The sequence below is a fragment of the Bathymodiolus japonicus methanotrophic gill symbiont genome (genome assembly GCF_019721995.1).
Taxonomy (GTDB): domain Bacteria; phylum Pseudomonadota; class Gammaproteobacteria; order Methylococcales; family Methylomonadaceae; genus Methyloprofundus.
In genome coordinates this window covers 213,603-234,297 of record NZ_BLYC01000002.1, presented here as the reverse complement: position 1 = coordinate 234,297, position 20,695 = coordinate 213,603, and the positions used below count along the sequence as shown (strand labels likewise).

The 20,695-nt window shown below is 43.0% G+C and carries 30 protein-coding genes and 3 pseudogenes; 13 read left to right on the top strand and 20 right to left on the bottom strand.

The features are described from left to right. Positions 1-52 precede the first annotated feature (52 nt). From tmk to plsX, 9 genes are all read right to left on the bottom strand, one after another. The gene (gene tmk, locus K6984_RS04290) at positions 53-685 is read right to left on the bottom strand and encodes a dTMP kinase (RefSeq protein WP_221894363.1); all 633 of its coding nucleotides are present in this window, start codon (positions 683-685) and stop codon (positions 53-55) included. Beyond that, positions 685-1,695: an endolytic transglycosylase MltG gene (gene mltG, locus K6984_RS04285; RefSeq protein WP_221894362.1), complete on the bottom strand. Its 1,011-nt coding sequence runs from the start codon at positions 1,693-1,695 to the stop codon at positions 685-687. The genes tmk and mltG overlap by 1 nt, the downstream gene beginning before the upstream one ends. Continuing rightward, entirely contained in the window at positions 1,692-2,516 is an 825-nt protein-coding gene (gene pabC / locus K6984_RS04280; RefSeq protein ID WP_221894361.1) for an aminodeoxychorismate lyase, read from the bottom strand. Before pabC ends, mltG begins: the two co-directional genes overlap by 4 nt. A 420-nt stretch (positions 2,517-2,936) precedes the next feature. Then, positions 2,937-4,181: a beta-ketoacyl-ACP synthase II gene (fabF, locus tag K6984_RS04275; RefSeq protein ID WP_221894360.1), complete on the bottom strand. Its 1,245-nt coding sequence runs from the start codon at positions 4,179-4,181 to the stop codon at positions 2,937-2,939. 88 nt (positions 4,182-4,269) lie between these two features. Then, positions 4,270-4,500 (bottom strand): acyl carrier protein, encoded by a 231-nt coding sequence (acpP, locus tag K6984_RS04270; protein ID WP_080523927.1) that lies wholly within the window; start codon positions 4,498-4,500, stop codon positions 4,270-4,272. A gap of 128 nt (positions 4,501-4,628) precedes the next feature. Then, positions 4,629-5,357 (bottom strand): 3-oxoacyl-ACP reductase FabG, encoded by a 729-nt coding sequence (gene fabG, locus K6984_RS04265; protein WP_221894359.1) that lies wholly within the window; start codon positions 5,355-5,357, stop codon positions 4,629-4,631. After that, on the bottom strand, positions 5,350-6,303 hold the full coding sequence (gene fabD / locus K6984_RS04260; protein ID WP_221894358.1) for an ACP S-malonyltransferase: 954 nt from the start codon (positions 6,301-6,303) through the stop codon (positions 5,350-5,352). Before fabD ends, fabG begins: the two co-directional genes overlap by 8 nt. Positions 6,304-6,310: 7 nt before the next feature. Continuing rightward, positions 6,311-7,273 (bottom strand): beta-ketoacyl-ACP synthase III, encoded by a 963-nt coding sequence (locus tag K6984_RS04255; protein ID WP_221894357.1) that lies wholly within the window; start codon positions 7,271-7,273, stop codon positions 6,311-6,313. Continuing rightward, positions 7,270-8,298: a phosphate acyltransferase PlsX gene (gene plsX, locus K6984_RS04250; protein WP_263458650.1), complete on the bottom strand. Its 1,029-nt coding sequence runs from the start codon at positions 8,296-8,298 to the stop codon at positions 7,270-7,272. Before plsX ends, K6984_RS04255 begins: the two co-directional genes overlap by 4 nt. A 135-nt stretch (positions 8,299-8,433) precedes the next feature. Between plsX and K6984_RS04245 the strand changes: the two genes are divergently transcribed. Continuing rightward, on the top strand, positions 8,434-8,586 hold the full coding sequence (locus K6984_RS04245) for a hypothetical protein (RefSeq protein ID WP_221894356.1): 153 nt from the start codon (positions 8,434-8,436) through the stop codon (positions 8,584-8,586). A 66-nt stretch (positions 8,587-8,652) separates the two neighbouring features. Here the strand turns inward: K6984_RS04245 and rpmF are convergent, their stop codons facing one another. Together rpmF and K6984_RS04235 are read right to left on the bottom strand one after the other, a co-directional pair. Next, positions 8,653-8,832 carry a 50S ribosomal protein L32 gene (gene rpmF / locus K6984_RS04240; protein WP_221894355.1) on the bottom strand — a complete coding sequence of 60 codons (180 nt, stop codon included), beginning with the start codon at positions 8,830-8,832 and terminating at the stop codon, positions 8,653-8,655. Next, entirely contained in the window at positions 8,832-9,392 is a 561-nt protein-coding gene (locus K6984_RS04235) for a YceD family protein (RefSeq protein ID WP_221894354.1), read from the bottom strand. Before K6984_RS04235 ends, rpmF begins: the two co-directional genes overlap by 1 nt. Before the next feature lie 205 nt (positions 9,393-9,597). Here K6984_RS04235 and K6984_RS32565 point away from each other — a divergent pair, with 205 nt between their 5' ends. The 5 genes and pseudogenes from K6984_RS32565 (at position 9,598) to K6984_RS04215 (ending at position 11,834) form a co-directional block, all read left to right on the top strand. After that, the gene (locus tag K6984_RS32565) at positions 9,598-9,870 is read left to right on the top strand and encodes a helix-turn-helix domain-containing protein (RefSeq protein WP_221894353.1); all 273 of its coding nucleotides are present in this window, start codon (positions 9,598-9,600) and stop codon (positions 9,868-9,870) included. Continuing rightward, the gene (locus K6984_RS32560) at positions 9,819-9,947 is read left to right on the top strand and encodes a hypothetical protein (RefSeq protein ID WP_263458596.1); all 129 of its coding nucleotides are present in this window, start codon (positions 9,819-9,821) and stop codon (positions 9,945-9,947) included. Before K6984_RS32565 ends, K6984_RS32560 begins: the two co-directional genes overlap by 52 nt. A 27-nt stretch (positions 9,948-9,974) precedes the next feature. Further along, a complete protein-coding gene (locus tag K6984_RS04225) occupies positions 9,975-10,112 on the top strand; it encodes a hypothetical protein (RefSeq protein WP_221894352.1) in 138 nt (45 codons plus the stop codon). 47 nt (positions 10,113-10,159) lie between these two features. After that, positions 10,160-11,042 (top strand): annotated as a pseudogene (locus K6984_RS35975) (IS30 family transposase); the annotation flags it as partial. Positions 11,043-11,309: 267 nt separating this feature from the next. After that, the gene (locus tag K6984_RS04215; RefSeq protein ID WP_221894351.1) at positions 11,310-11,834 is read left to right on the top strand and encodes a Maf family protein; all 525 of its coding nucleotides are present in this window, start codon (positions 11,310-11,312) and stop codon (positions 11,832-11,834) included. Positions 11,835-11,882: 48 nt separating this feature from the next. Here K6984_RS04215 and K6984_RS04210 read toward each other — a convergent pair. Further along, positions 11,883-12,080 (bottom strand): annotated as a pseudogene (locus K6984_RS04210) (sigma factor-like helix-turn-helix DNA-binding protein); the annotation flags it as partial. Positions 12,081-12,151: 71 nt separating this feature from the next. Between K6984_RS04210 and K6984_RS32555 the strand changes: the two are divergent. Further along, the gene (locus tag K6984_RS32555; protein WP_263458613.1) at positions 12,152-12,277 is read left to right on the top strand and encodes a hypothetical protein; all 126 of its coding nucleotides are present in this window, start codon (positions 12,152-12,154) and stop codon (positions 12,275-12,277) included. Positions 12,278-12,366: 89 nt separating this feature from the next. Here the strand turns inward: K6984_RS32555 and K6984_RS04205 are convergent. Beyond that, positions 12,367-12,945: pseudogene (locus K6984_RS04205) on the bottom strand (sigma-70 family RNA polymerase sigma factor); the annotation flags it as partial. Positions 12,946-12,963: 18 nt separating this feature from the next. Between K6984_RS04205 and K6984_RS32550 the strand changes: the two are divergent. Then, positions 12,964-13,092, top strand: a complete 129-nt coding sequence (locus tag K6984_RS32550) for a hypothetical protein (protein WP_263458596.1) — start codon at positions 12,964-12,966, stop codon at positions 13,090-13,092. Positions 13,093-13,119: 27 nt separating this feature from the next. Beyond that, the gene (locus tag K6984_RS04200; RefSeq protein WP_221894349.1) at positions 13,120-13,266 is read left to right on the top strand and encodes a hypothetical protein; all 147 of its coding nucleotides are present in this window, start codon (positions 13,120-13,122) and stop codon (positions 13,264-13,266) included. A 439-nt stretch (positions 13,267-13,705) separates the two neighbouring features. Here K6984_RS04200 and K6984_RS04195 read toward each other — a convergent pair whose 3' ends face one another. After that, positions 13,706-14,452 (bottom strand): peptidoglycan DD-metalloendopeptidase family protein, encoded by a 747-nt coding sequence (locus K6984_RS04195; protein ID WP_221894348.1) that lies wholly within the window; start codon positions 14,450-14,452, stop codon positions 13,706-13,708. 62 nt (positions 14,453-14,514) lie between these two features. Between K6984_RS04195 and K6984_RS04190 the strand changes: the two genes are divergently transcribed. Next, positions 14,515-15,198, top strand: a complete 684-nt coding sequence (locus K6984_RS04190) for an IS6 family transposase (RefSeq protein ID WP_221894347.1) — start codon at positions 14,515-14,517, stop codon at positions 15,196-15,198. Positions 15,199-15,275: 77 nt separating this feature from the next. Then, positions 15,276-15,512: a hypothetical protein gene (locus K6984_RS04185; protein WP_221894346.1), complete on the top strand. Its 237-nt coding sequence runs from the start codon at positions 15,276-15,278 to the stop codon at positions 15,510-15,512. Positions 15,513-15,534: 22 nt separating this feature from the next. Here the strand turns inward: K6984_RS04185 and K6984_RS04180 are convergent, their stop codons facing one another. The 3 genes from K6984_RS04180 to K6984_RS30565 form a co-directional block, all read right to left on the bottom strand. Further along, on the bottom strand, positions 15,535-17,940 hold the full coding sequence (locus tag K6984_RS04180) for a GtrA family protein (RefSeq protein ID WP_221894345.1): 2,406 nt from the start codon (positions 17,938-17,940) through the stop codon (positions 15,535-15,537). A 24-nt stretch (positions 17,941-17,964) separates the two neighbouring features. After that, on the bottom strand, positions 17,965-19,131 hold the full coding sequence (locus tag K6984_RS04175; protein WP_230987891.1) for a glycosyltransferase family 2 protein: 1,167 nt from the start codon (positions 19,129-19,131) through the stop codon (positions 17,965-17,967). A 206-nt stretch (positions 19,132-19,337) separates the two neighbouring features. Beyond that, complete coding sequence (locus tag K6984_RS30565) at positions 19,338-19,739, bottom strand: hypothetical protein (RefSeq protein ID WP_230987890.1); 402 nt, start codon at positions 19,737-19,739, stop codon at positions 19,338-19,340. Here K6984_RS30565 and K6984_RS32545 point away from each other — a divergent pair. Together K6984_RS32545 and K6984_RS32540 are read left to right on the top strand one after the other, a co-directional pair. Next, positions 19,717-19,845: a hypothetical protein gene (locus K6984_RS32545; protein ID WP_263458596.1), complete on the top strand. Its 129-nt coding sequence runs from the start codon at positions 19,717-19,719 to the stop codon at positions 19,843-19,845. The genes K6984_RS30565 and K6984_RS32545 overlap by 23 nt on opposite strands. Positions 19,846-19,872: 27 nt before the next feature. Continuing rightward, positions 19,873-19,998 carry a hypothetical protein gene (locus tag K6984_RS32540; protein ID WP_263458618.1) on the top strand — a complete coding sequence of 42 codons (126 nt, stop codon included), beginning with the start codon at positions 19,873-19,875 and terminating at the stop codon, positions 19,996-19,998. A gap of 98 nt (positions 19,999-20,096) precedes the next feature. On the opposite strand, the gene K6984_RS04165 is transcribed toward K6984_RS32540, so the two are convergent. Genes K6984_RS04165 through K6984_RS04155 form a run of 3 tightly spaced genes read right to left on the bottom strand, consistent with a single transcriptional unit; the run spans position 20,097 to position 20,661 of the window. Next, positions 20,097-20,390, bottom strand: coding sequence for a hypothetical protein (locus tag K6984_RS04165; protein ID WP_221894344.1), 294 nt, complete (start codon positions 20,388-20,390; stop codon positions 20,097-20,099). A gap of 20 nt (positions 20,391-20,410) precedes the next feature. Then, the gene (locus K6984_RS04160) at positions 20,411-20,560 is read right to left on the bottom strand and encodes a hypothetical protein (RefSeq protein WP_221894343.1); all 150 of its coding nucleotides are present in this window, start codon (positions 20,558-20,560) and stop codon (positions 20,411-20,413) included. Then, positions 20,497-20,661 carry a hypothetical protein gene (locus K6984_RS04155; RefSeq protein WP_221894278.1) on the bottom strand — a complete coding sequence of 55 codons (165 nt, stop codon included), beginning with the start codon at positions 20,659-20,661 and terminating at the stop codon, positions 20,497-20,499. Before K6984_RS04155 ends, K6984_RS04160 begins: the two co-directional genes overlap by 64 nt. Positions 20,662-20,695: the final 34 nt, after the last annotated feature.

The following is a 20,695-nucleotide window of genomic DNA, read 5'->3' as shown; positions in this document are numbered from 1 at the left end:
TAGATAGATTAATAAATGCTTGTAATTTTAGTATCAACGACATACAAATATTTTACCCCTCAAACTTAAATAGCTGCTGCATTAATGTTTGTTTGATCTGCTTTTGCACACTTTCCAGGCTTTGCGTGGCATCAATAATCATCACCCGCTCCGGTTGCTGTTCGGCGATATTTAAATAGGCCTGGCGCACTTGCTCAAAAAAAGTCATCTGCTCTGACTCAAAGCGATCCAGCTTACCGCGTTGTACCGCTCTCTGCATTCCTAGCTGTATAGGCGCATCCAGCAATAAAGTTAAATCCGGGCGAAAATCACCTTGCACAAAATTCTCCAGCCATTGAATAGTGGACAGATCCATATTTCTGCCCCCCCCTTGATACGCATAGGTGGCATCGGTAAAACGGTCACACAGCACCCAGGTTCCTTTGTCTAGTACTGGCTGTATCACATGTTTGATATGTTGCGCCCGTGCAGCAAACATCATCAGTAATTCGGTTTGTTCAGCAATCGCTTCCTGCTCATTATCGAGTAGTAATTGCCTTATACTTTCAGCCAGGGCCGTGCCGCCAGGTTCACGGGTCAGCAAAACCGAAATGTTATGTTCCGCTAATAATGCCTGGATATAGGCGATATTAGTCGTTTTACCCACGCCTTCTCCACCTTCCAGCGTAATAAATCGTCCTGACATTAGCGTTGTTTCCTTTGAAATTTATTGACTGCCCGATTATGTTCTTTCAAGGTCGCTGAAAAAATATGGCTGCCATCCCCATTCGCCACAAAATAAAGGCTATTTCCTTTAGCTGGGTGCAGTACCGCATTAATCGCCTCGAACCCTGGCATAGCTATAGGGGTTGGGGGTAAGCCGTTAATTCGATAGGTATTATAAGGCGTTACAGTTTGTAAATCTTTTTTACGGATATTCCCCAGATAGCTATCTCCCATACCATAGATTACCGTAGGATCTGTTTGCAGGCGCATGCCCTTGTTGAGCCTACGGATAAAAACCCCGGCAATGGCAGGCCGTTCCGTAGCAAGCCCGGTTTCTTTTTCTACGATTGATGCTAATATTAATGCCTCATAGGCTGCTGTCAAAGGTAAGCCTTGCTCTCTACCTACCCATTGTTCGCTAAGTACCTGCTGCATTTTCTGATAGGCTTGCTGCAAAATAGCAAAGTCTGTGGTATTTTTCTCAAAGCGATAGGTGTCAGGGAAAAACAGGCCCTCTGGATGCGTATAATCACTGTTTAGCTTATGTAAAATTTCAGTATTGCTTACTGCTGTGATTATCGGCTTTAAATTGTTATCTGCTTCTAGCGCCCGACGTATTTGTTTAAACGTCCAGCCTTCAGGAAAGGTAATGCTATGCTGCAGTGTTGCTCCACTACTAAGCAAAACTAAAAACTCTTTTGGTGTGGTGCCCACAGGTATCTCGTACTCACCTGCTTTTAATTGATTAATCAAACCTTGCTGGCGTGCCAGTATTTTAAACCAGAGTTTAGCCATACCAGGGCGCTGAAAATCTATCTGGCTATTAAGCTGCTGAATGATACTGCGAAAGGAACTCCCTCTGGCAATATCCACAATAATCGCTTGCTGTACTACCAGTGGTTTTGTGATAAACCTTTGATAGTCCTGCCATCCCCATCCCAAAGCAGCACTTATAATAAGTAACAGGGCAATAGCAATTCGTACAATCATGCGACAAACTCTCTTGCTTTATAATTCTCTAAAGTCGCCTGTATTTTTTTCGTCAGCATACCAACAGCGTAAGCTTTATTTTCTAAAGATCTAATCGGCCAGATGCCAATAACCGAATTACTGACAAATAACTCATCTGCCTGCAGGACAAAGTCCTTGCTTAACAATGCTTCCTGTAGCGGTATATTGTTGTGCTCGGCAATATTGATAATAACCTGGCGCATCACCCCTTTTATCCCAGAGACCTTAATCTCCGGCGTATAGACTATTTGCTCTTTAATGACAAACAGATTGCTCATCGTGCCTTCGATAACATACCCATCTAGATTAAGCATCAGCCCTTCCTGAAATTCATCCTGCCATTCAGCACGGGCCAGCACTTGTTCCAGACGGTTATTATGTTTTAAACCTGCAAGCAGCGGATTAAGACCTAATCGAGTACTGCAAAAACGCGCCTGTATCCCTTGCGTTTTGTTGTGTTCTGGGTAATCTGGAAAGGGGTATAATGCAATAATTCGGGTAGGCGTTATAAGCTCTGGCTGGCGATAGCCCCGGCCACCTGAGCCACGCGTTAGCATTAATTTAATAACACCTTGCTCGCAGCCAGTACTGACTTGCTTGAATTCATCCAGCAGAAGAGCTGCATCTGGGTATGGAATTTTCAGAATTTGGCAGCCTGTTTTTAAGCGTGCTAAGTGCTGCTTTAAAAAAATAGGTTTTTGCTGAATAACTTCAATGGTTTCAAACAGACCATCACCATAGTGTATACCACGATCTGTGGCGTCTAATGTATTTTTACGTTCGCCATTGATTAAGATCATTAGGGGTATGGAAAAAAACAATCATTCAGAATAAATGGATTAAATATCACCCCAGCCTTTCAAGTTCTACCACTCAGTTAAGGGAGGGAGTGTAGAATGTGCTGACGATAGGAAGCCCATCCTACGTTAACCCTTTTAAAGCGGTAACTTATGAATCTGAAGTTTCCCAATTATTGAATAGCTGAAATACACAATGCTGGTGTATCGAGGTTTATTTTAGGTGGTTTTGCCATGTTTATAGCAAACACCTACTTAATTCCCCTTAGGCAATAGCATCTGAAACGAATGAAAAGACTATTTTTTTCATATAGTTGTAGCATAGTTTCAATTTTACCATAAGTAATTATTGGGAAACTTCAGTTATGAATTTAACACATTGGATAATTAATTACTTCCATTTCCCATTGCAAAGCTTAACCACTATTCGTAGCGTTTAAATACTAGTGTGCCATTGGTACCACCAAAACCAAATGAATTGGAAATGGCAACATCAATTTTCATATCCCGCGCAGTATTAGGTACAAAATCAAGGTCACATTCCGGATCCTGGTTTTCAAGATTAATCGTAGGAGGAGCTATTTGATTTTTAATGCTTAAGGCACCAAATACAGCCTCAATACCACCCGCAGCACCCAGCAAATGACCAATCATTGATTTTGTGGAACTAACTGCAACCTTATAAGCATGATCACCTAGTGCCGCTTTCATTGCCTGCGTTTCACCTAAATCACCTGCAGATGTAGAAGTGCCATGAGCATTGATATAATCTACATCAGCCGGATTTATACCAGCATCGCGCAAAGCATTTTTCATACAACGCGCAGCCCCTTCGCCGCCTTCTGATGGTGTGGTCATATGATAGGCATCGCCACTCATACCATAACCCACCACTTCAGCATAAATTTTAGCACCTCGTGCTTTGGCATGTTCCAGCTCTTCCAGTACGACTACGCCTGAGCCATCACTTAAGACAAAGCCATCACGATCTTTATCCCAGGGACGACTCGCGGCCTGTGGGTCATCATTACGACGAGAAAGTGCTTTAGCCGAACAAAAGCCCCCCATCGCTGTTGCGGATGATGTACAACGCTCTGCTCCCCCTGCCACCATAACATCCGCATCACCATATTTAATAATACGTGCTGCATCACCAATATTGTGTGCGCCTGTGGTGCATGCAGTCACAATTGCAAAATTGGGCCCTTTTAGTCCATATTTTATGGATAGGTTCCCTGAAATCATATTGGTGATGTTTCCCGGTACAAAGAAAGGCGATATACGTCGTGGACCACTTTTCGTATAAGTTGCATGACATTCCTCTATGCCTGTTATCCCCCCAATACCTGAACCAATCGCGACACCTATTCTTCCTGAATTTTCATCTGTTACTTCTATTCCCGAGTCTTCAATTGCCTGACTCCCTGCGGCAATCCCATAATGAATGAAGCCATCCATACGTTTTGCATCTTTTGCCGGAATATATTCGCTGATATCAAAATTTCTGATGACGCCGCCAAAGGTTGTGGCAAAAGGAGAGATATCAAAGGAATCAATCGGGCTAATACCACTTTTTCCGTTAATAATACCATCCCATGTTTCAGAAACTGTGTTTGCAAGAGGCGTAATTGCGCCTAGCCCTGTAATAACAACGCGACGTGTACTCAATGGAGGATACCTGAAATAGAGAGAGAAATAAGAAGGGGATATTAATGGGTAATATCAATTACCCATTAATTCGTAACAAGCCAGGATATTAGCCGTTAGCATTTACGTAGTCTATAGCTTGTTGTACAGTTGTAATTTTTTCAGCGTCATCATCAGGTATTTCACATTCGAATTCTTCTTCTAATGCCATAACTAATTCAACTGTATCAAGTGAGTCAGCGCCTAAATCATCGACAAATGATGCGTCATTAGCGATATCTTCTTTAACACCTAGTTGCTCAGCGACAATCTTTTTTACACGTTCTTCAATGCTACTCATATTATTTTTTCCTTAATGGATGCTGATTTCAATGATTCAGCATCGCTATTATTATTAATCTGGTTCGGCTTATAGGTATTTTTTATAAGCCGTGCAATTATACTTGAAAATTATGCGTTGGCATAATTTTACGCCATAAACATACCACCATTCACATGCAGAGTTTCACCGGTGATATAGGCAGCACCATCAGACGCTAAAAATGCAACCGCGTGTGCTATTTCCTGTGCATCTCCAAGACGTGCCAAGGGGATACCCGCCAATAAAGCCTGCTTAACTTCATCAGATAATTCACGTGTCATATCAGTACCGATAAAACCAGGTGCCACTGTATTAACAGTGATACCACGAGAACCTACTTCTTTAGCCATAGATTTAGCAAAGCCGAGCATACCTGCTTTTGCTGCCGCGTAATTTGCCTGCCCGGCATTACCGGTCGCGCCCACGACAGAGGATATATTGATAATACGCCCTGACCTGGCTTTCATCATACCTCTTAATACCGCCTTGCTCATTCTGAAAACCGAAGTTAGATTGGTATTGATAATATCGTCCCATTCGTCTTCTTTCATGCGCACCAATAAATTATCCCGGGTAATTCCGGCATTATTGACCAGGATTTCCGGAGCACCATACTCATCAGCAATACTTTTTATGACTGTAGCGATTGAATCAGGATCAGAGACATTCAACTTCATGCCTTTGCCGTTATCTGCCAGATAAGTAGAAATCGCATCAGCCCCATTATCTGAGGTTGCAGTGCCGATAACAAAACAACCATCTGCAACTAATTTCTCTGCAATGGCACGGCCAATTCCACGGCTGGCACCGGTTACTAAAGCGACTTTTTTAGTCATTTGCGTAATGCTCCAATAATTTATTTAAGGTATCAGGGTTATAAACAGTAAAGTGGTCTGCTGCTTTAACAATACGTTTATTCAAGCCCATAAGTACTTTGCCTGGAGCAATTTCAGCAATCGTCGTTACACCTTGTTCAGTCAAGGCCTTCACTGTATCTACCCAGCGCACCGGCATAAATAGCTGCTGCTGCAAAGCCAGGCGGATCTCTTCTGCCCCCTTGTGCACACTAACATCAACATTATGTAATAAGGTAACATCAGGTTCAGCAAACGGCATATCCTGCATTTTGGCATACAGTTTTTCAGCTGCAGACTGCATCAAAGCGCAGTGTGATGGCACACTAACAGGTAATTTAAGCGCACGCCTGGCAACGGCTTCTTTTGCTGCCGCCATCGCTCTATCAATTGCTGCACTATTGCCGGCAATCACCACCTGTCCCGGTGAATTAAAATTCACTGCTGCACAAACTTCACCTTGTGCAGCATCCCTACACACTTGTATTACTTGCTCATCAGCTAGCCCTAGCACTGCCGCCATAGCACCCACACCTTCAGGAACAGCTTGCTGCATAAACCGACCTCGCGCTGCTACCAGCTCAATTGCATCGGCAAAATCCAGCACCCCTGAGCAAACTAATGCGGTGTATTCACCGAGACTATGCCCGGCCATATAAGCAGGCCGAATATCAGAGTGCGCACACCAGACTTTCCATAATGCAACCCCTGCTGCCAGCATGGCTGGCTGAGTATTATGCGTCTGATTTAAGTCTTCTGCAGGCCCATCAGCCACCAAAGTCCATAGATCCAGACCTAGCACCGACGATGCCTGTGCAAAAGTATCTTTAATATCCGGATAGCTCTCAGCCATTTCGGTCAGCATGCCCACTGATTGCGAACCTTGCCCCGGAAAGACAAAGGCGAGTTGATTGTTTTGTGTACTCATAATTATCCTAAAACTTGATAAGCGCAGAACCCCAGGTAAAGCCTGCACCAAATGCTTCTAATAACACGATATGTCCACGCTGTATGCGCCCGTCCCTGACTGCTTCATTAAAAGCCAGTAACACCGATGCTGAAGAGGTATTACCCTGGTTTTCCAGAGTTAATACCACATGATCCATAGACATTTTTAATTTTTTAGCCGTGGCAGCGATAATACGACTGTTTGCCTGATGGGGTACTAACCAGTCGATATCTTCTTTTTGCATATTATTCGCTGCCAGCGTTTCATCGACAATCCGACCCAGCGTATTCACTGCAACTTTAAATACTTCATTACCCTTCATGGAAATATAGCTTGGCGTATCCGTTTTTCCTAAAGCCTGATGATTAGGGCAGTTTAATAAATCTTCAAATCGACCATCCGAGTGAATATGCGTGGATAAAATCCCTGCTTCATCAGCTGCCTGCAATAACATTGCGCCTGCGCCATCACCAAATAAAATACAGGTTCCACGGTCGGTCCAGTCAACAATTCGTGAATTAATTTCAGTTCCAACGACTAAAACGAGTTTAGCAGCTCCTGACTTGATATATTGACTCGCCATATCCAGACCAAAGATGGATCCTGAGCAAGCGGCCTGTATATCAAAGGCCACACATTCTTTCACACCTAAGCGGTGCTGCAACATACACCCGGTACTGGGGTAAATATTATCCGGTGTTCCAGTGGCAACAATAATTAAATCGATATCTTTAGGATCGATATCCGCCATTGCTATTGCTTGCCTGGCAGCGACTTCTGCCATACTTGAAGTGGTTTCATCCTTTGCAGCGATGCGTCGACTTTTAATACCGGTACGCTCAAAAATCCAGCTATCAGAGGTATCGACTGTACGTGAAATATCCTCATTAGTTCTTATTTCAGCGGGTAAATAGCCACCTGTACCAATTACTTCTGCATACGCTGTCATGTGTTTTCTCTCCTGCTTAAAGCGTGCTCGACTTGCTCGCTAATTTTTTGGATCACATTTTTTTCTACTTCAATTTCTGCCACATGGATAGCCGTTTTGAATGCCAAAGCATCCGCTCCGCCATGACTTTTAATCACAAGACCTTTCAGACCTAAAAAGCTAGCGCCATTATACAGCCTGGGGTCTATACGGTTCTTAATCGCTTTTAATACTGGATATGAAATTAATGCAGCAACTTTAGTAAACAGACTACTGGAAAACGACTCCTTCATCACAGAAGTAATCATCTTTGCTGCTCCTTCAATCGATTTTAAAGCGATATTCCCGACAAAGCCATCACAAACAATCAAATCGACTTTTTCATCACCGGCATTCAGCGAATTCCCTTCCACATAACCAATATAATTAAGCTTGGAATTTTCCAGTAACTTTGCTGCGGCTTTAACCTGCTCATTACCTTTGGTTTCTTCTTCACCAATATTTAGCAAGCCCACAGTCGGGTCACTAATATTTTCCAGAGCCTTGACGACCTCTGCGCCCATCACCGCAAATTGAAATAGACTTGCTGCCGGACTGTCTACATTAGCACCTAAATCTAGCACATGCGTATGCCCAAAAATTGATGGCATAGACGAGATAATCGCCGGCCTGTCTATGCCGGGAATCATTTTTAATACAAATCTTGCAGTCGCCATCAGCGCACCTGTATTTCCGGCACTAACGCAGGCATCCGCCTTACCTTCACGCACCAGATTAATAGCTACGCGCATTGATGAGTCTTTTTTATTTCTCAACGCCTTGGATGGCGATTCATCCATAGCTACACACTGCGATGCATGTTGTAGAGATAAGCGCCCTGAAAATTCTACTAACGCATGCTCTAGCAAAGGCGCAAGTATCTGCTCATTACCCACCAATATAAGCTGCAAATCCGGATTCTCGCGCAAGCAATCCAGTGAGGCTGGGATGGTCGAATCTGGGCCATGATCGCCCCCCATCGCATCAATCGAAATTATTAAACTCACCTACAAACTCCAGTCGCTATTATAAAAAAGCCGGACATATAGCCCGGCTTTTTAAACTGATAAAACCAGGCGCGCCATGCTACCTCACAACATTCTGGGACTCCTGTCACCAACATTCATTCGCCTACGCAGCGAATGGGAGATGCCCTGGTCGCCCTGCGTCCGTCTCAAATGGCTGGACGGCTATTCGGAATGCAATTCTTGCCTCCCTCGCGCGCTACTAGCGCACTTCGGATCAGCGAATTTCCCTGTCGCCTACCAGGGACTAAAAATCATCACTCCGCTTAGGCTCCGTTTCCCTGATTTTAAGCGTAAGCTGCACAATACAAATGCGCATTCCTAAGCAATCAAGTCTTAATCTTCTTCACTTACAACTATTTGACGGCCTTTAAAAAAACCATCAGGCGTCATATGATGACGTAAATGCATTTCACCAGTCGTTGGATCTTGAGATAATGTTTTCGAAGTCAATGAATCATGCGAACGACGCTGACCGCGTCTTGAACGAGTTACTTTACTTTTTTGTACGGCCATTATTGGTCTCCAGTAATTTTTAGTTTAGCTAAAACAGCAAAAGGGTTTTCAGATTTTTGTTCAATAGTCCTGGCATCGGCAGACTGAACATTGCCTTTATATTGCAAACATTGATGCGCATGCCGTGGATAGTCAGGCAGTGAAATAATCACTTCATCCTCAATAAGCCCCGGCAGTGACATTTTTTCTTCTGCCACCATCAACGGTTCAAACCCGTCTTGCAAGCGGTCCGCCTGCTCAATGGTTTGCACCATAGCTATTTTGACTAGCTTATCCACATCCCAAGCTAATGTTTCCAGGCAACTTTGACATATTAAATTTATATTCCCTTCCAAACACCCTTCTATAACAGGCACTTTCCCTTGTTTATAAAAATATAAATCAACTTTCAGCTCACCCTGTTCATCAAAAAGCATTTCGGCAAGACGATCCAGACGCTGCAGTCCCAGCAGCCCCTGTATAGAACTTTGCCGCTCAGCAAAAACCACAGGATCTATAAGTTCAGGTATTTGATCTGACATATCTATGCAATAATAGCCGGTATCAACACCTTCTGTCAATTGAATTCTTATGCAAGCCAATCAGCTAGTACAGCACCGTAATGGAAATATCGATAAATATTTAAAACTAGTATGTTAAATAACCTGAATTCGTATAAATAAGTGCATAACCCTCTGCAAGTATTGGCTAGACTAACACCTGTTGAATTAAGACAAGACATAGGTGTAAAGTAAACAGCTACCAAACAATTTACAGAGGCTACAAATGAGCTATACACACCTATGTCCTGAAGAAAGATATTATATAGAAATTGAATTAGAAAAGGGAACTTCACAGAATAAAATAGCAGAAGCCTTAGAACGAAGCCAAAGCAATATTTCACGCGAGATTAAACGCAATACAGGTCAAAGAGGCTACAGACATAAACAAGCAGAAGATTTTGCCCAAGAACGACACAAAAACAAGCCTTCGGGGAGTCGCTATTTTTGCGAAAGCTTGTTTTGGGCATCCCAGCCCAAGCAAGCAGCAAAAACTTAACGCGACCACTTATGCCTCCGGCGGCCCCGATTCGTCCTCGTCACCTCGTCCCGACCCAACAAGGGGTCGGAACATAGGCTCCAAATGACTTGACGCCGTGTCGGATGGCCTTTTATTTTGTCTCCACCTTCGCTAACGCTCAGACTCCGACAAAACAACGGCCCTACGGCTATCGCGGACTAAAAATCATCACTTCGCTTAGGCTCCGTTTCCCTGATTTTCAGCGAAAGAGGTTAAATTAACGGATGAAATAAAAGGCATTGTTAATGTTCGCATTGAGGATGACTGGAGTCCTGAGCAGATTGCAGGGCGGTTAAAACAAGAGAGTATAATTAGTCTTCATCATGAAACAATCTACCAGCATATTCTGGCGGACAAAAAGGCAGGGGGTGAACTATACAAGCATCTTCGGCATCAGAACAAAACCTATCGCAAGCGGTATGGGTCAGCCCATAATAGGACAGGAATCCCTAATACTCGATGTTCAAGTTTTCAGCTATAACTGGGCTAAGAAAAGTAAATTTTTCCGGCTTTGTTTTATAAGTGATTGATTTACAATGATGTTGATGCTTTCTTTGTCAGTAAAATTGTCAATAAAATCAATCAGTTAAAAAACTTGAACATCGAGTAATAGAGTCGATATAGATGAGCGTCCTGAAGAGGTCAACAACCGTAAGCGTATAGGTGATTGGGAGGCAGATACAATCATTGGGAAAAATCACAAAGGGGCGATTGTAACGTTGGATGAGCGAGTCTCTAAATTACGGTTGGCCTTCCCTTTAGCGGGGAAAAAGGCTCAATATGTATTAGACGCAACTATTTTAATGCTTGATCCTATAAAAAGCTTTGTTAAAACAATTACTTTTGATAACGGGAAAGAGTTTACCCTGCATGAAAAAATAGCAGAAGCACTAGGTTGTGATACGTATTTTTCGACTCCATACAGCTCTTGGGAAAGAGGGCAAAATGAGAATGCTAATGGCTTATTAAGACAGTATTTCCCTAAAGTAATGGAGTTGATTGATGTTACGATAAAAGAGGTTTTTATAGCCGTTGATAAGCTAAATAGTCGCCCTAAAAAGTGTCTCAATTACAAAACACCTTATGAGGTATTTGAAGAGCTGACTGGGATAGATATGAAAAATTTATTGGGTTATGTACTTATGACTTGAATTCAGGTAAGAAGCTTAAAAACACCTCACCACCTCAAAGCAACACTGATGCTGAACTAGTCCTGGCATCCAGCTCCAGTTACCGAAAAGCGCTATTACTCGATGTTCAAGTTTTCAGCTATAACTGGGCTAAGAAAAGTAAATTTTTCCGGCTTTGTTTTATAAGTGATTGATTTACAATGATGTTGATGCTTTCTTTGTCAGTAAAATTATCAATAAAATCAATCAGTTAAAAAACTTGAACATCGAGTATTAGAAAAATTATACTTGAACTTTACTTGCGCAACGCCTGCTATTAATGAAGCTGCAAAAAAAGACGAGACTCCCAGCATGCAGGCTTTACGCCTAGCCAAAGAAAAATCCCGGGCACTGGCTAGCGATTACCCTAGTCACCTGATTATTGCGGCAGACCAGGTTGCGATGTCAGGTCAGATACAGCTGACAAAGCCAGGCAACAAACATAATGCGATCAAACAATTACAACTTTCGTCCGGCTCTAAAGTTATTTTCTACACCAGTATCTGCATACTTGACAGTGCCACAGGTAAGATAATCAGCGATCTTGATATTTGTACGGTGTACTTTAAAAAACTTAGCGATCAGCAGATTGCAAATTATATAGCCCTTGAGCAACCCTATGATTGCGCGGGCAGTTTTAAGTCTGAAGGTCTGGGTATTGCCCTGTTTGAGCGCATTGAAGGTGATGACCCTAATGCACTGATAGGTTTGCCATTGATCAAGCTGATTGCCCTGCTTGCAGCATTAGATATCAATGTATTAGAAAAAATATAAGCGCGATTGTTAACCAGGCTCAACAGTCATATTTTGTTTAATATGCAGTTACTGCAAGATCGACTCTAGCGAGTAGCCACTCACTTCAATAATCTCTTTGAGCTTTTTCAAGCCATCCATTTGTATTTGTCGCACCCGTTCACGCGTAACGCCTAATTCACAGGCAACAATTTCAAGTGTTGCATTTTCGTAACCACACAAGCCATAGCGGCGACAGATCACTTCAGCCTGTTTTTTGGATAACTTTGCAGGCGCGCCATGCTACCTCACAACATCCTGGGGCTCCTGTCACCAACATTCATTCGCCTACGCAGCGAATGGGAGATGCCCTGGTCGCCCTGCGTCCGTCTCAACTACGCACAAAACCCTGCTCCGTTAAGACTACCTCAAATGGCTGGACGGCTATTCGGAATGCAATTCTTGCCTCCCTCGCGCGCTACTAGCGCACTTCGGATCAGCGAATTGCCCTGTCGCCTACCAGGGACTAAAAATCATCACTCCGCTTAGGCCCCGTTTCCCTGATTCTAAGCGACAGCCAAGTTTTAATATTTTCTTTAACACCCTCATCATGAATCTGCTCCAGCAACGTCATCGCCTCATTATCAGCAATTGAATCCACCAGCGCTCTCTCCGAATCAAATGGACTAGGTGCATCCATCGAAGTCACTCGCTCATTCAGCTTGAGCATTTTCTCCACCAACTTTACTGGCTTATCCAGGTATCTGGCTATATCTTCGGTACTAGGCTCGGTTTCCTGAGTCTGCAGTAAATATCGCTGCGCCTTTAAAAACACGCTCATTTCCTTCAGCACATGAATAGGCAGCCTTATAGTACAAGTCTGATTCATCACTGCACGTTCAATCGTTTGTCGTATCCACCAGGTAGCATACGTTGAGAAGCGAAACCCCAGCTCAGGATCAAATTTTTCTACTGCGCGAATTAAACCCAGACTCCCTTCTTCAATCAAATCAAGCAAGGGCAACCCTCGGTTTAAATAGCGCAGGGCTATTTTTACCACTAGACGCGAATTACTCTCGATCATGATCTGCCGCGCTTTTTGATCGCCCTGCACGACCTGCATCCCGTATAACTTCTCTTGCTCTGCGGTTAATTCGGGGAGTCGCTATTTTTGCGAAAGCTTGTTTTGGGCATCCCAGCCCAAGCAAGCAGCAAAAACTTAACGCGACCACTTATGCCTCCGGCGGCCCCGATTCGTCCTCGTCACCTCGTCCCGACCCAACAAGGGGTCGGAACATAGGCTCCAAATGACTTGACGCCGTGTCGGATGGCCTTTTATTTTGTCTCCACCTTCGCTAACGCTCAGACTCCGACAAAACAACGGCCCTACGGCTATCGCAGACTAAAAATCATCACTTCGCTTAGGCTACGTTTCCCTGATTTTCAGCGAAAGTCGAGTGACTCAGTTCACTAAGATAAAACCGGGTAGCATCAAAGTTAAGGTCTTTTTTCTCTTGTATCTCTGGCACCGGCTCAACCGGAGCCTCACTTACCGCCGGCACATCACTGTCAGCGTTGACAATATCATCAGAAGACTGCACATCTGTGCTTTCAGGTAGACTATTGTCTGAAGTACTCATTAATTCTTCCATCGTTATTAACTCCTACTTTTCTTATTACTGAAGTTTCCCAATAATTATTTATGGTAAAATTGAAACTATGCTACAACTATATGAAAAAAACAGTCTTTTCATTCGTTTCAAATGCTATTGCCTAAGGGGAATTAAGTAGGGGTTTGCTATAAACATGGCAAAACCACCTAAAATAAACCTCGATACACCAGCATTGTGTATTTCAGCTACTCAATAATTGGGAAACTTCAGCTTATTATTCCCGGCTGCAATACCCTATGCCTATTTAGGCAAATAATTTATAGGGTTAACCGATTTACCATTTCTTCTGATTTCGAAATGTAGTGCAGGCTTAGCATTAGCCCCTACCCCCATCTCTGCGATCAACTGCCCTTTTTTAACTTTATCGCCGTCCTTAACCAATAAGCGACGATTATGCGCATAGGCACTTAAATATAAATAATTATGCTTAATAATTAACAAGTTGCCATAGCCAACTAAACCACTACCGCTGTAAACCACAATACCCGATTCGGCTGCTCTAATTTTCTTACCTGCGTAGCCGGCAATATCAATTCCTTTGTGACCTGTCCCGTAAAAACTCCGCAACAATTTCCCTCGTACCGGCCACTGCCAGTACAACTTTAACACCTTTTTGTTATTAATTGAAATACTTGATATTTTTTTATTATATTTTTTCTTATTTCGTACTTTGTTAGACGCAGTTCTAGGAAATAATTTTATTTTTTGCCCCTGATAGACTTTATAGGGTGGGGGGATTTTATTCCACGCTGCCAGGCGCTTATAACCGTGTCCCGAGCGAAAGCCAATAGAGTACAAAGTATCGCCTTTTTTAACCGTGTAATACTTGACTTTAGTCAGGTCACGCTTATACGGCTGTATAGGCGCTTTGGGCTGCGTACCTACACAAGCCAGCAGACAGATAAACAGTATGATAAAGCTAACAGCTCTAGTTAAACGACGCATAAGCGAATTTAAACCTGCCGGAAAAAAACGGTTCTGTCGCATAAATCCCCCTTCCCGACGTTATCTGCTATCATAATTATCAATTTCAATAAAAGGTGGATCACATGCTCAGCTTCAAAGGCACTCACTTTCCAAAAGATGTCATTCTTTATGCTGTTTTCTTTTATGTCAGGTATGGCGTTTCGTATCGCGACCTTGAAGAAATTATGGAAGAAAGAGGCGTTGAAGTGGATCATGCTACGCTCAATCGTTGGGTTATCCGTTATTCTCCTGCCATTGCTGTAAAAGCTAAATCTCAGAAACGAGAAACCAATAAATCGTGGCGCATGGATGAAACGTATATCAAAGTGAAGGGTCAGTGGACCTATTTATACCGAGCTGTTGATAGTCACGGGGATACGCTTGATTTCATGCTTTCTGAGCGCCGTGATGAAGAGGCTGCAACCGCATTTTTTAAACAAACGATTAACAATAATGGATTTCCTGATAAGGTCGTTATGGATAAAAGTGGCGCTAACTATGCAGGATTAGCCAATATTAACCTCTTGTTAATCCTCGCTGGGTTTGCCACTATGATTGACATATTACAAGTTAAATATTTGAATAACATCATCGAACAGGATCATCGCTTTATCAAAAAAATAACAAAACCGATGATGGGCTTTAAAGCGTTTCACTCCGCCCAAGCAACAATTGATGGAATTCAAACGGCACATATCATCCGAAAGGGGCAATTGTCTGAGGAAAATATTCCTGCTTATAAGCAGTTTATGGCTTTAGCAGGATAGTTATGCCTCAGGCGCGCCATGCTACCTCACGAAATTCCGGGACTCCTGTCGCCATAATTCGTTCACCTACGCAGCGGATGGGAGATGCCCTGAACGCCCTGCGTCCGCAACGACTACGCACAAAAGCCGCTTCGTCATTACTACCTCACTGGCTGGACGGCTATTCGGAATGCAATTCTTGCTCCTCTCGCGTGCTGCTAGCACACGTCGAATCAGCGAATTGCCCTGTCGCCTATCAGGGACTAAAAATCACCACTTCGCTAAGCTACGTTTCCATGATTTTCAGCGGAAGACCAGGAGGTCTGTGCTTTTGATAATTATTGCGACAGAACCGATTCAAGTGATATTTCTGTTTTGCAGATAGCCAGCTAAAAACTGTATCAATAAATATAAACTCAGCAGTGAAGAAATGATCAATATGCTATAAACCGGCATAAAATATAACTTTGCCAGTGCTGGAAATGAGCTGATATGTACCAGAAATAAAATCGTTAGTCGCGCTAAAACTGCGCCCCACATAGCCGCACTGAATATAAATAAAGTAGAAAGAGATCTCTGCTTGATAGCGATAACAGACAACACTACAAAAGCGATTAGGCCCAAAATCAGCATGACAGGAAAAATAATTTTAAACATCTCAAATAGCCGCTGGCGTAGTTTGAGGGTTCGTATTTCACCCGCGCCGACAATACCAGTAATTTGCCTTTTTCCACTCTCTAGCTGATCAAAAAAAACCAGTAAATTTCCCAGTTCTATGGCTTGTTCCTGCTTAAATGATTGATCACGATCAGGAATCACTGCATTAATTTTGTCCAGCCCATCAATACTAATTGCAAGACGACACCCGTTAAGACAAGAAGTTTGCAGACTAAAAGGGTAAAATTTATTCACATCTGCTATACCAGAAAGCTGCCTGAGAGTATGCGCATAAGTCTTACCCTGTTTATCTGTTATTTGGAAATCTAACTCTTGAATTTTTTTATTTACAATCGCGTATCGGCCAAAAACCTCTACGTCTTTATTATCCAGATAAAATCGCTCCTGACTATGTAAAAAATTCAGTACAGATTGTTTACCTGAAAAACTACCATCTATCTCCGAGTGCAAGCGCATATTGTTCGCTGAAAAATGACTCAATAGCAACATATCAATTAACTGCTGTAAGGTGTCAGGAATATTTTTTATATCTCGCTGGGAAATTTCAGGCATAAAAGCTGTGAGACTTTTACTGCAACTAAGCCTCTTATCAGCACAGGCCTGGTTAATTTCCTGCTCGACTTTAGCATAAAAAGCAGCTGCTTTTGCAGGAGTCTTATAATAGCCTTTGCTCGCTACAGCCTCCCTTAAAGCCCAGATAAACCAGCCCCCAGCAATCTCATTACAGGCCCAGGGATAGAACCAACACCCAAGTTTGCGCCAGTTCAACCCAGTAGTGGCAAAAAAATCCTGCAGTTCAGCAAAGCCTGGGCTAACCTGATAAATTTCCTGCATGGTTGCATCCGTAACCGGCACGTGTGAAATGGCTTCCTCAACACGCACACTCTGTAATGCAGCTAAAGCGGCCTTAAAGTTCTGCTCTTTAATATCAACCCCCACATACTGACCATAGACACGCCAGTTCATCAATTGAAAAGTAATGTGTATGCTAGAAAAGCTCAAAATAAGCACGAATACTGAACTAATTAATCCTTGTTTTAAGGTATTGTTGCGCCAATACTTCCAAACCGCAAATATCGTCAGTACAGCAATAGAAGGAAGAATCCACACACCTTCTTCACGTGTCAGCCAGAGCCAGGCAAACATCACCCCAGCCAATAAGGCTGAGCAAATTCTTTGCATATTACTTGTTGCCACAAACAAACTAAATAGCAAGGCAGAAAAACCTAACAAAAATTGATCGGGATAAATCTGGTCACGGATAATACGCCCGCTCGAAATAACCAGGGGTAAGAATAATAGCAATACAAACAACAGCACTACCAATATGCGTGACTGACTAAGCCGAAACAAAGTCCATGCAAAGAAACTGACCGCAAGACAATGAAAAATAGCGGTTAAGGAATATAAAGAGATACCCACAAAATGAGTCAATACCAGAAAGAAAGGATATCCGGGGCCTTTCATCAAGGTATATTGAGAATATGTTCCCAGCCAGTCTCCCACAGCCAGAGAATTTGCCAGTCTGATAAATAAGCCATCATCATGCCCTGAATATAAATTGACACTCCAAGGCATATAATAATATAGATTAATATAGACTATGCAGAGCAGTAGCCATGCTGATATTAGCAGCATGCTTCGCCAATGATGCTGTATTGACATTACGGGACGTATGCTTGAAAAAGCCAAATCTGCAGATATATTTGTTTCAGCTTCTTGCTCCGATGCATCCGCAAACACCCAGCAAGAAGAAACAATATAGCTAGTACCACTGGTCAATACGGTAGCCAGACCTGAGAGTAATAGAGGTGATACGTTAGTATACGAAACAAATGCTTGAGTAAAGGTGGCCGCGAATGTCGCACAACAGGCCTGCAATACCGCATAGCGAAACAGCGTTACTGAATGTGGCGCAATGCACCGAAAAGCCCAAAATTTCTGGCCTAAATAGGCAAAACCAAACGAGCAGGCATAGGCCAATAAACTTGCTATAAAAGCGGGTAGTTCTGTATAGGTTAAAAACAGATAACTAGCAATAAAATAGACCAGCGCGCACAAAACGCCAACGACTATAAAGCGCACCGTTTTCCAGTTTAATTCGATCACTCAGCTATCTTTTTGGTATTGAATATTACTTTTAATTTCCAGAATTTCAGCTAGAAAAGAGGTAAAGGCTAATTGCACTGCAATCGCCACGGAAGTACCCGAAAGCATTAACACGCGCACCAGACTTCCGTATTCTAACACCCCAAGGTGTACTAAAAACCAGTTACTAACACAGTAAATTAATCCACCCAAACCGCCAAGAAAGAATATCGCAGCTACAATCAACACTCGTTCAAGTGTTACGGCGTCGACCAGATAGCGAACCTGATTGGTAAACGGTAAAAAACCCCGTAAAGCGGCATATCGTCTGGCAACAATAGCAAAAGATACTCCTTGCATACCCACTAACACACAGAAGCAACCGACAATCATACTGTGAATATCCAGAGTAATAGTCGGTGTGATATGGACGGCTCCCTGTGCTAATAACACAGTAAGAGTAACGCCTACTAATAGAATAAATAAGGAAGGATAAAAAAATAGCCAGCGCGGGCTGAACATCAATAAAAACCTTAAATGCCGCCAGCCATCCTGCCAGGTATTTAAGTGCGGTGGACGGCTGCGCCCGTCTTTAGAAAGTGTTGTAGGCACTTCTTTGATTGAACCGCCTGCCAGAGCCATTCTAACGACTAATTCACTGGCATATTCCATACCCGGAGTTGTCAACCCTAAGGAAAGCGCTGTATCACGACGAAAACCACGTAATCCACAATGAAAATCACCGACCGGAATTTTAAAAAACAAGCGCCCCAGAAAGCTCAGTACCGGATTACCCAGATATTTATGCAGAAAAGGCATGGCACCTTTGGCAATTCCACCTTTAAAGCGATTGCCCATCACCAGATCATAACCCGCACGTAATTGCTCGACATAAGGCATTAAGTTGCTAAAATCATAGCTATCATCGGAGTCCCCCATAATAACAAACTCGCCTTTTGCTTCTTCTATGCCTTTTTGTAAAGCCGCGCCATAACCCCGCATAGGTACATGCACAACTCTAACACCTAGAGACTCGGCAATCTCTATCGAGCCATCAGTACTACCATTATCAGCAATAACAACTTCACCAACAATATTATTTTGTTTAATAAAAGAGTGTGCCTTTTCTATACAAACAGCGAGTGTTTCCGCCTCATTCAAGCAAGGCATTAAAATTGTTAGTTCCACATTAAATTCCTGATTATATTATTAATTTTTCTGTAAATAATTATACAAAGATTATTGTCTGGTTTACACCAATACCTTCGCCAAAAATCATACAACATTTTCATGAATCTTACCAAGTTCTGCGGCCTGAAAAACCGGATTATTTATTAAAAACTCCTCTGCATTTAAGCTGAGGGAATTAATAACTGAAGTTTCTTAGAAATTCATCAAGCAACCATTCGCAATAAAACGGCTACCACCGAATTTACAGGGGAGCTGCTGTATTTGGGGCAAACCCTTTCAAAATCCGGATCCAAAGCCGCTTCGGCAATGATGCGGCGGATATCTGAAAAGGCGAAACTGGCTCGCCCCTTCACTTTGTGCCGACGACGTTCCGGATCGGTTTTTAAACGATCCGCGTAAATCCACGTCAGCATTGTTGCCATCATACAGAAGTTCAAATGGCTGGTCACTGCCGCGTATTTCGAGCCCTTGTTTTCGTACACACTGTATGCTTCAACCCCTGTATTGATCTCATGGCGGGAGTCAAAAGGGATAGACTCAACCAGAGTCGCAATTGAATTTTCTTTCGGGGAGTCGCTATTTTTGCGAAAGCTTGTTTTGGGCATCCCAGCCCAAGCAAGCAGCAAAAACTTAACGCGACCACTTATGCCTCCGGCGGCCCCGATTCGTCCTCGTCACCTCGTCCCGACCCAACAAGGGGTCGGAACATAGGCTCCAAATGACTTGACGCCGTGTCGGATGGCCTTTTATTTTGTCTCCACCTTCGCTAACGCTCAGACTCCGACAAAACAACGGCCCTACGGCTATCGCGGACTAAAAATCTTCACTTCGCTAAAGCTCCGTTTCCAGGATTTTCAGCGTTAGCATGTCGTTTCTGCCGATCCCACCAGACAAAGTCGGTGACGGCTTTATCGTAGACATAGAGATGTTTCTGAGAGCTGTTATTTCACTTGTTTTGCTTTTCAATATGATCTCGTAACACAGGTATTTCTTGATGTCTCTGAGTTCCGTTTGTCACCAGACAAAGAAATCTGAGCAACCCACTTCTGAGATTCAACGCGTAAATCCCCCCCGGCCGCATAAACTTTCCCCTTGCTGTTTTTTTCAGTATGGCAGGCATGATCAATAAAATGTCCATCCGCTGCTTCTATGGTGTATTCGTCAAGTTCTGGGAATGCTTTAAGATAATCAATGCCTTGCGATAGCAGTGTTTCAGCGTGAAGATGATAGCTCTGCTGTTCAAATGCCTCAAGCATACTTGTTCGTCTATGCGACTTCAGTGATTTAAAATACGTTGAGTGGGTCGAAGCAGCTGGCCATAAATCTGTTCATTGGTTTGGAGGAAATGGCGACCACTATCGACTACACTGATACAGCGTAATAACCCAAGGCGAATAAAGTCGATATATCCTTCAACTCTGGGCATGAACGAGCCCACAAAGGATGACGCTCTGCTAACAGGGCACGTTCCATACTTTCATTGCAGTGTTGGTGAATATGTTCAGAGAGTGGTAGGTCTTTAAGCATGGGTGATATCCGTTTATGAGGTGATTAAAACGGA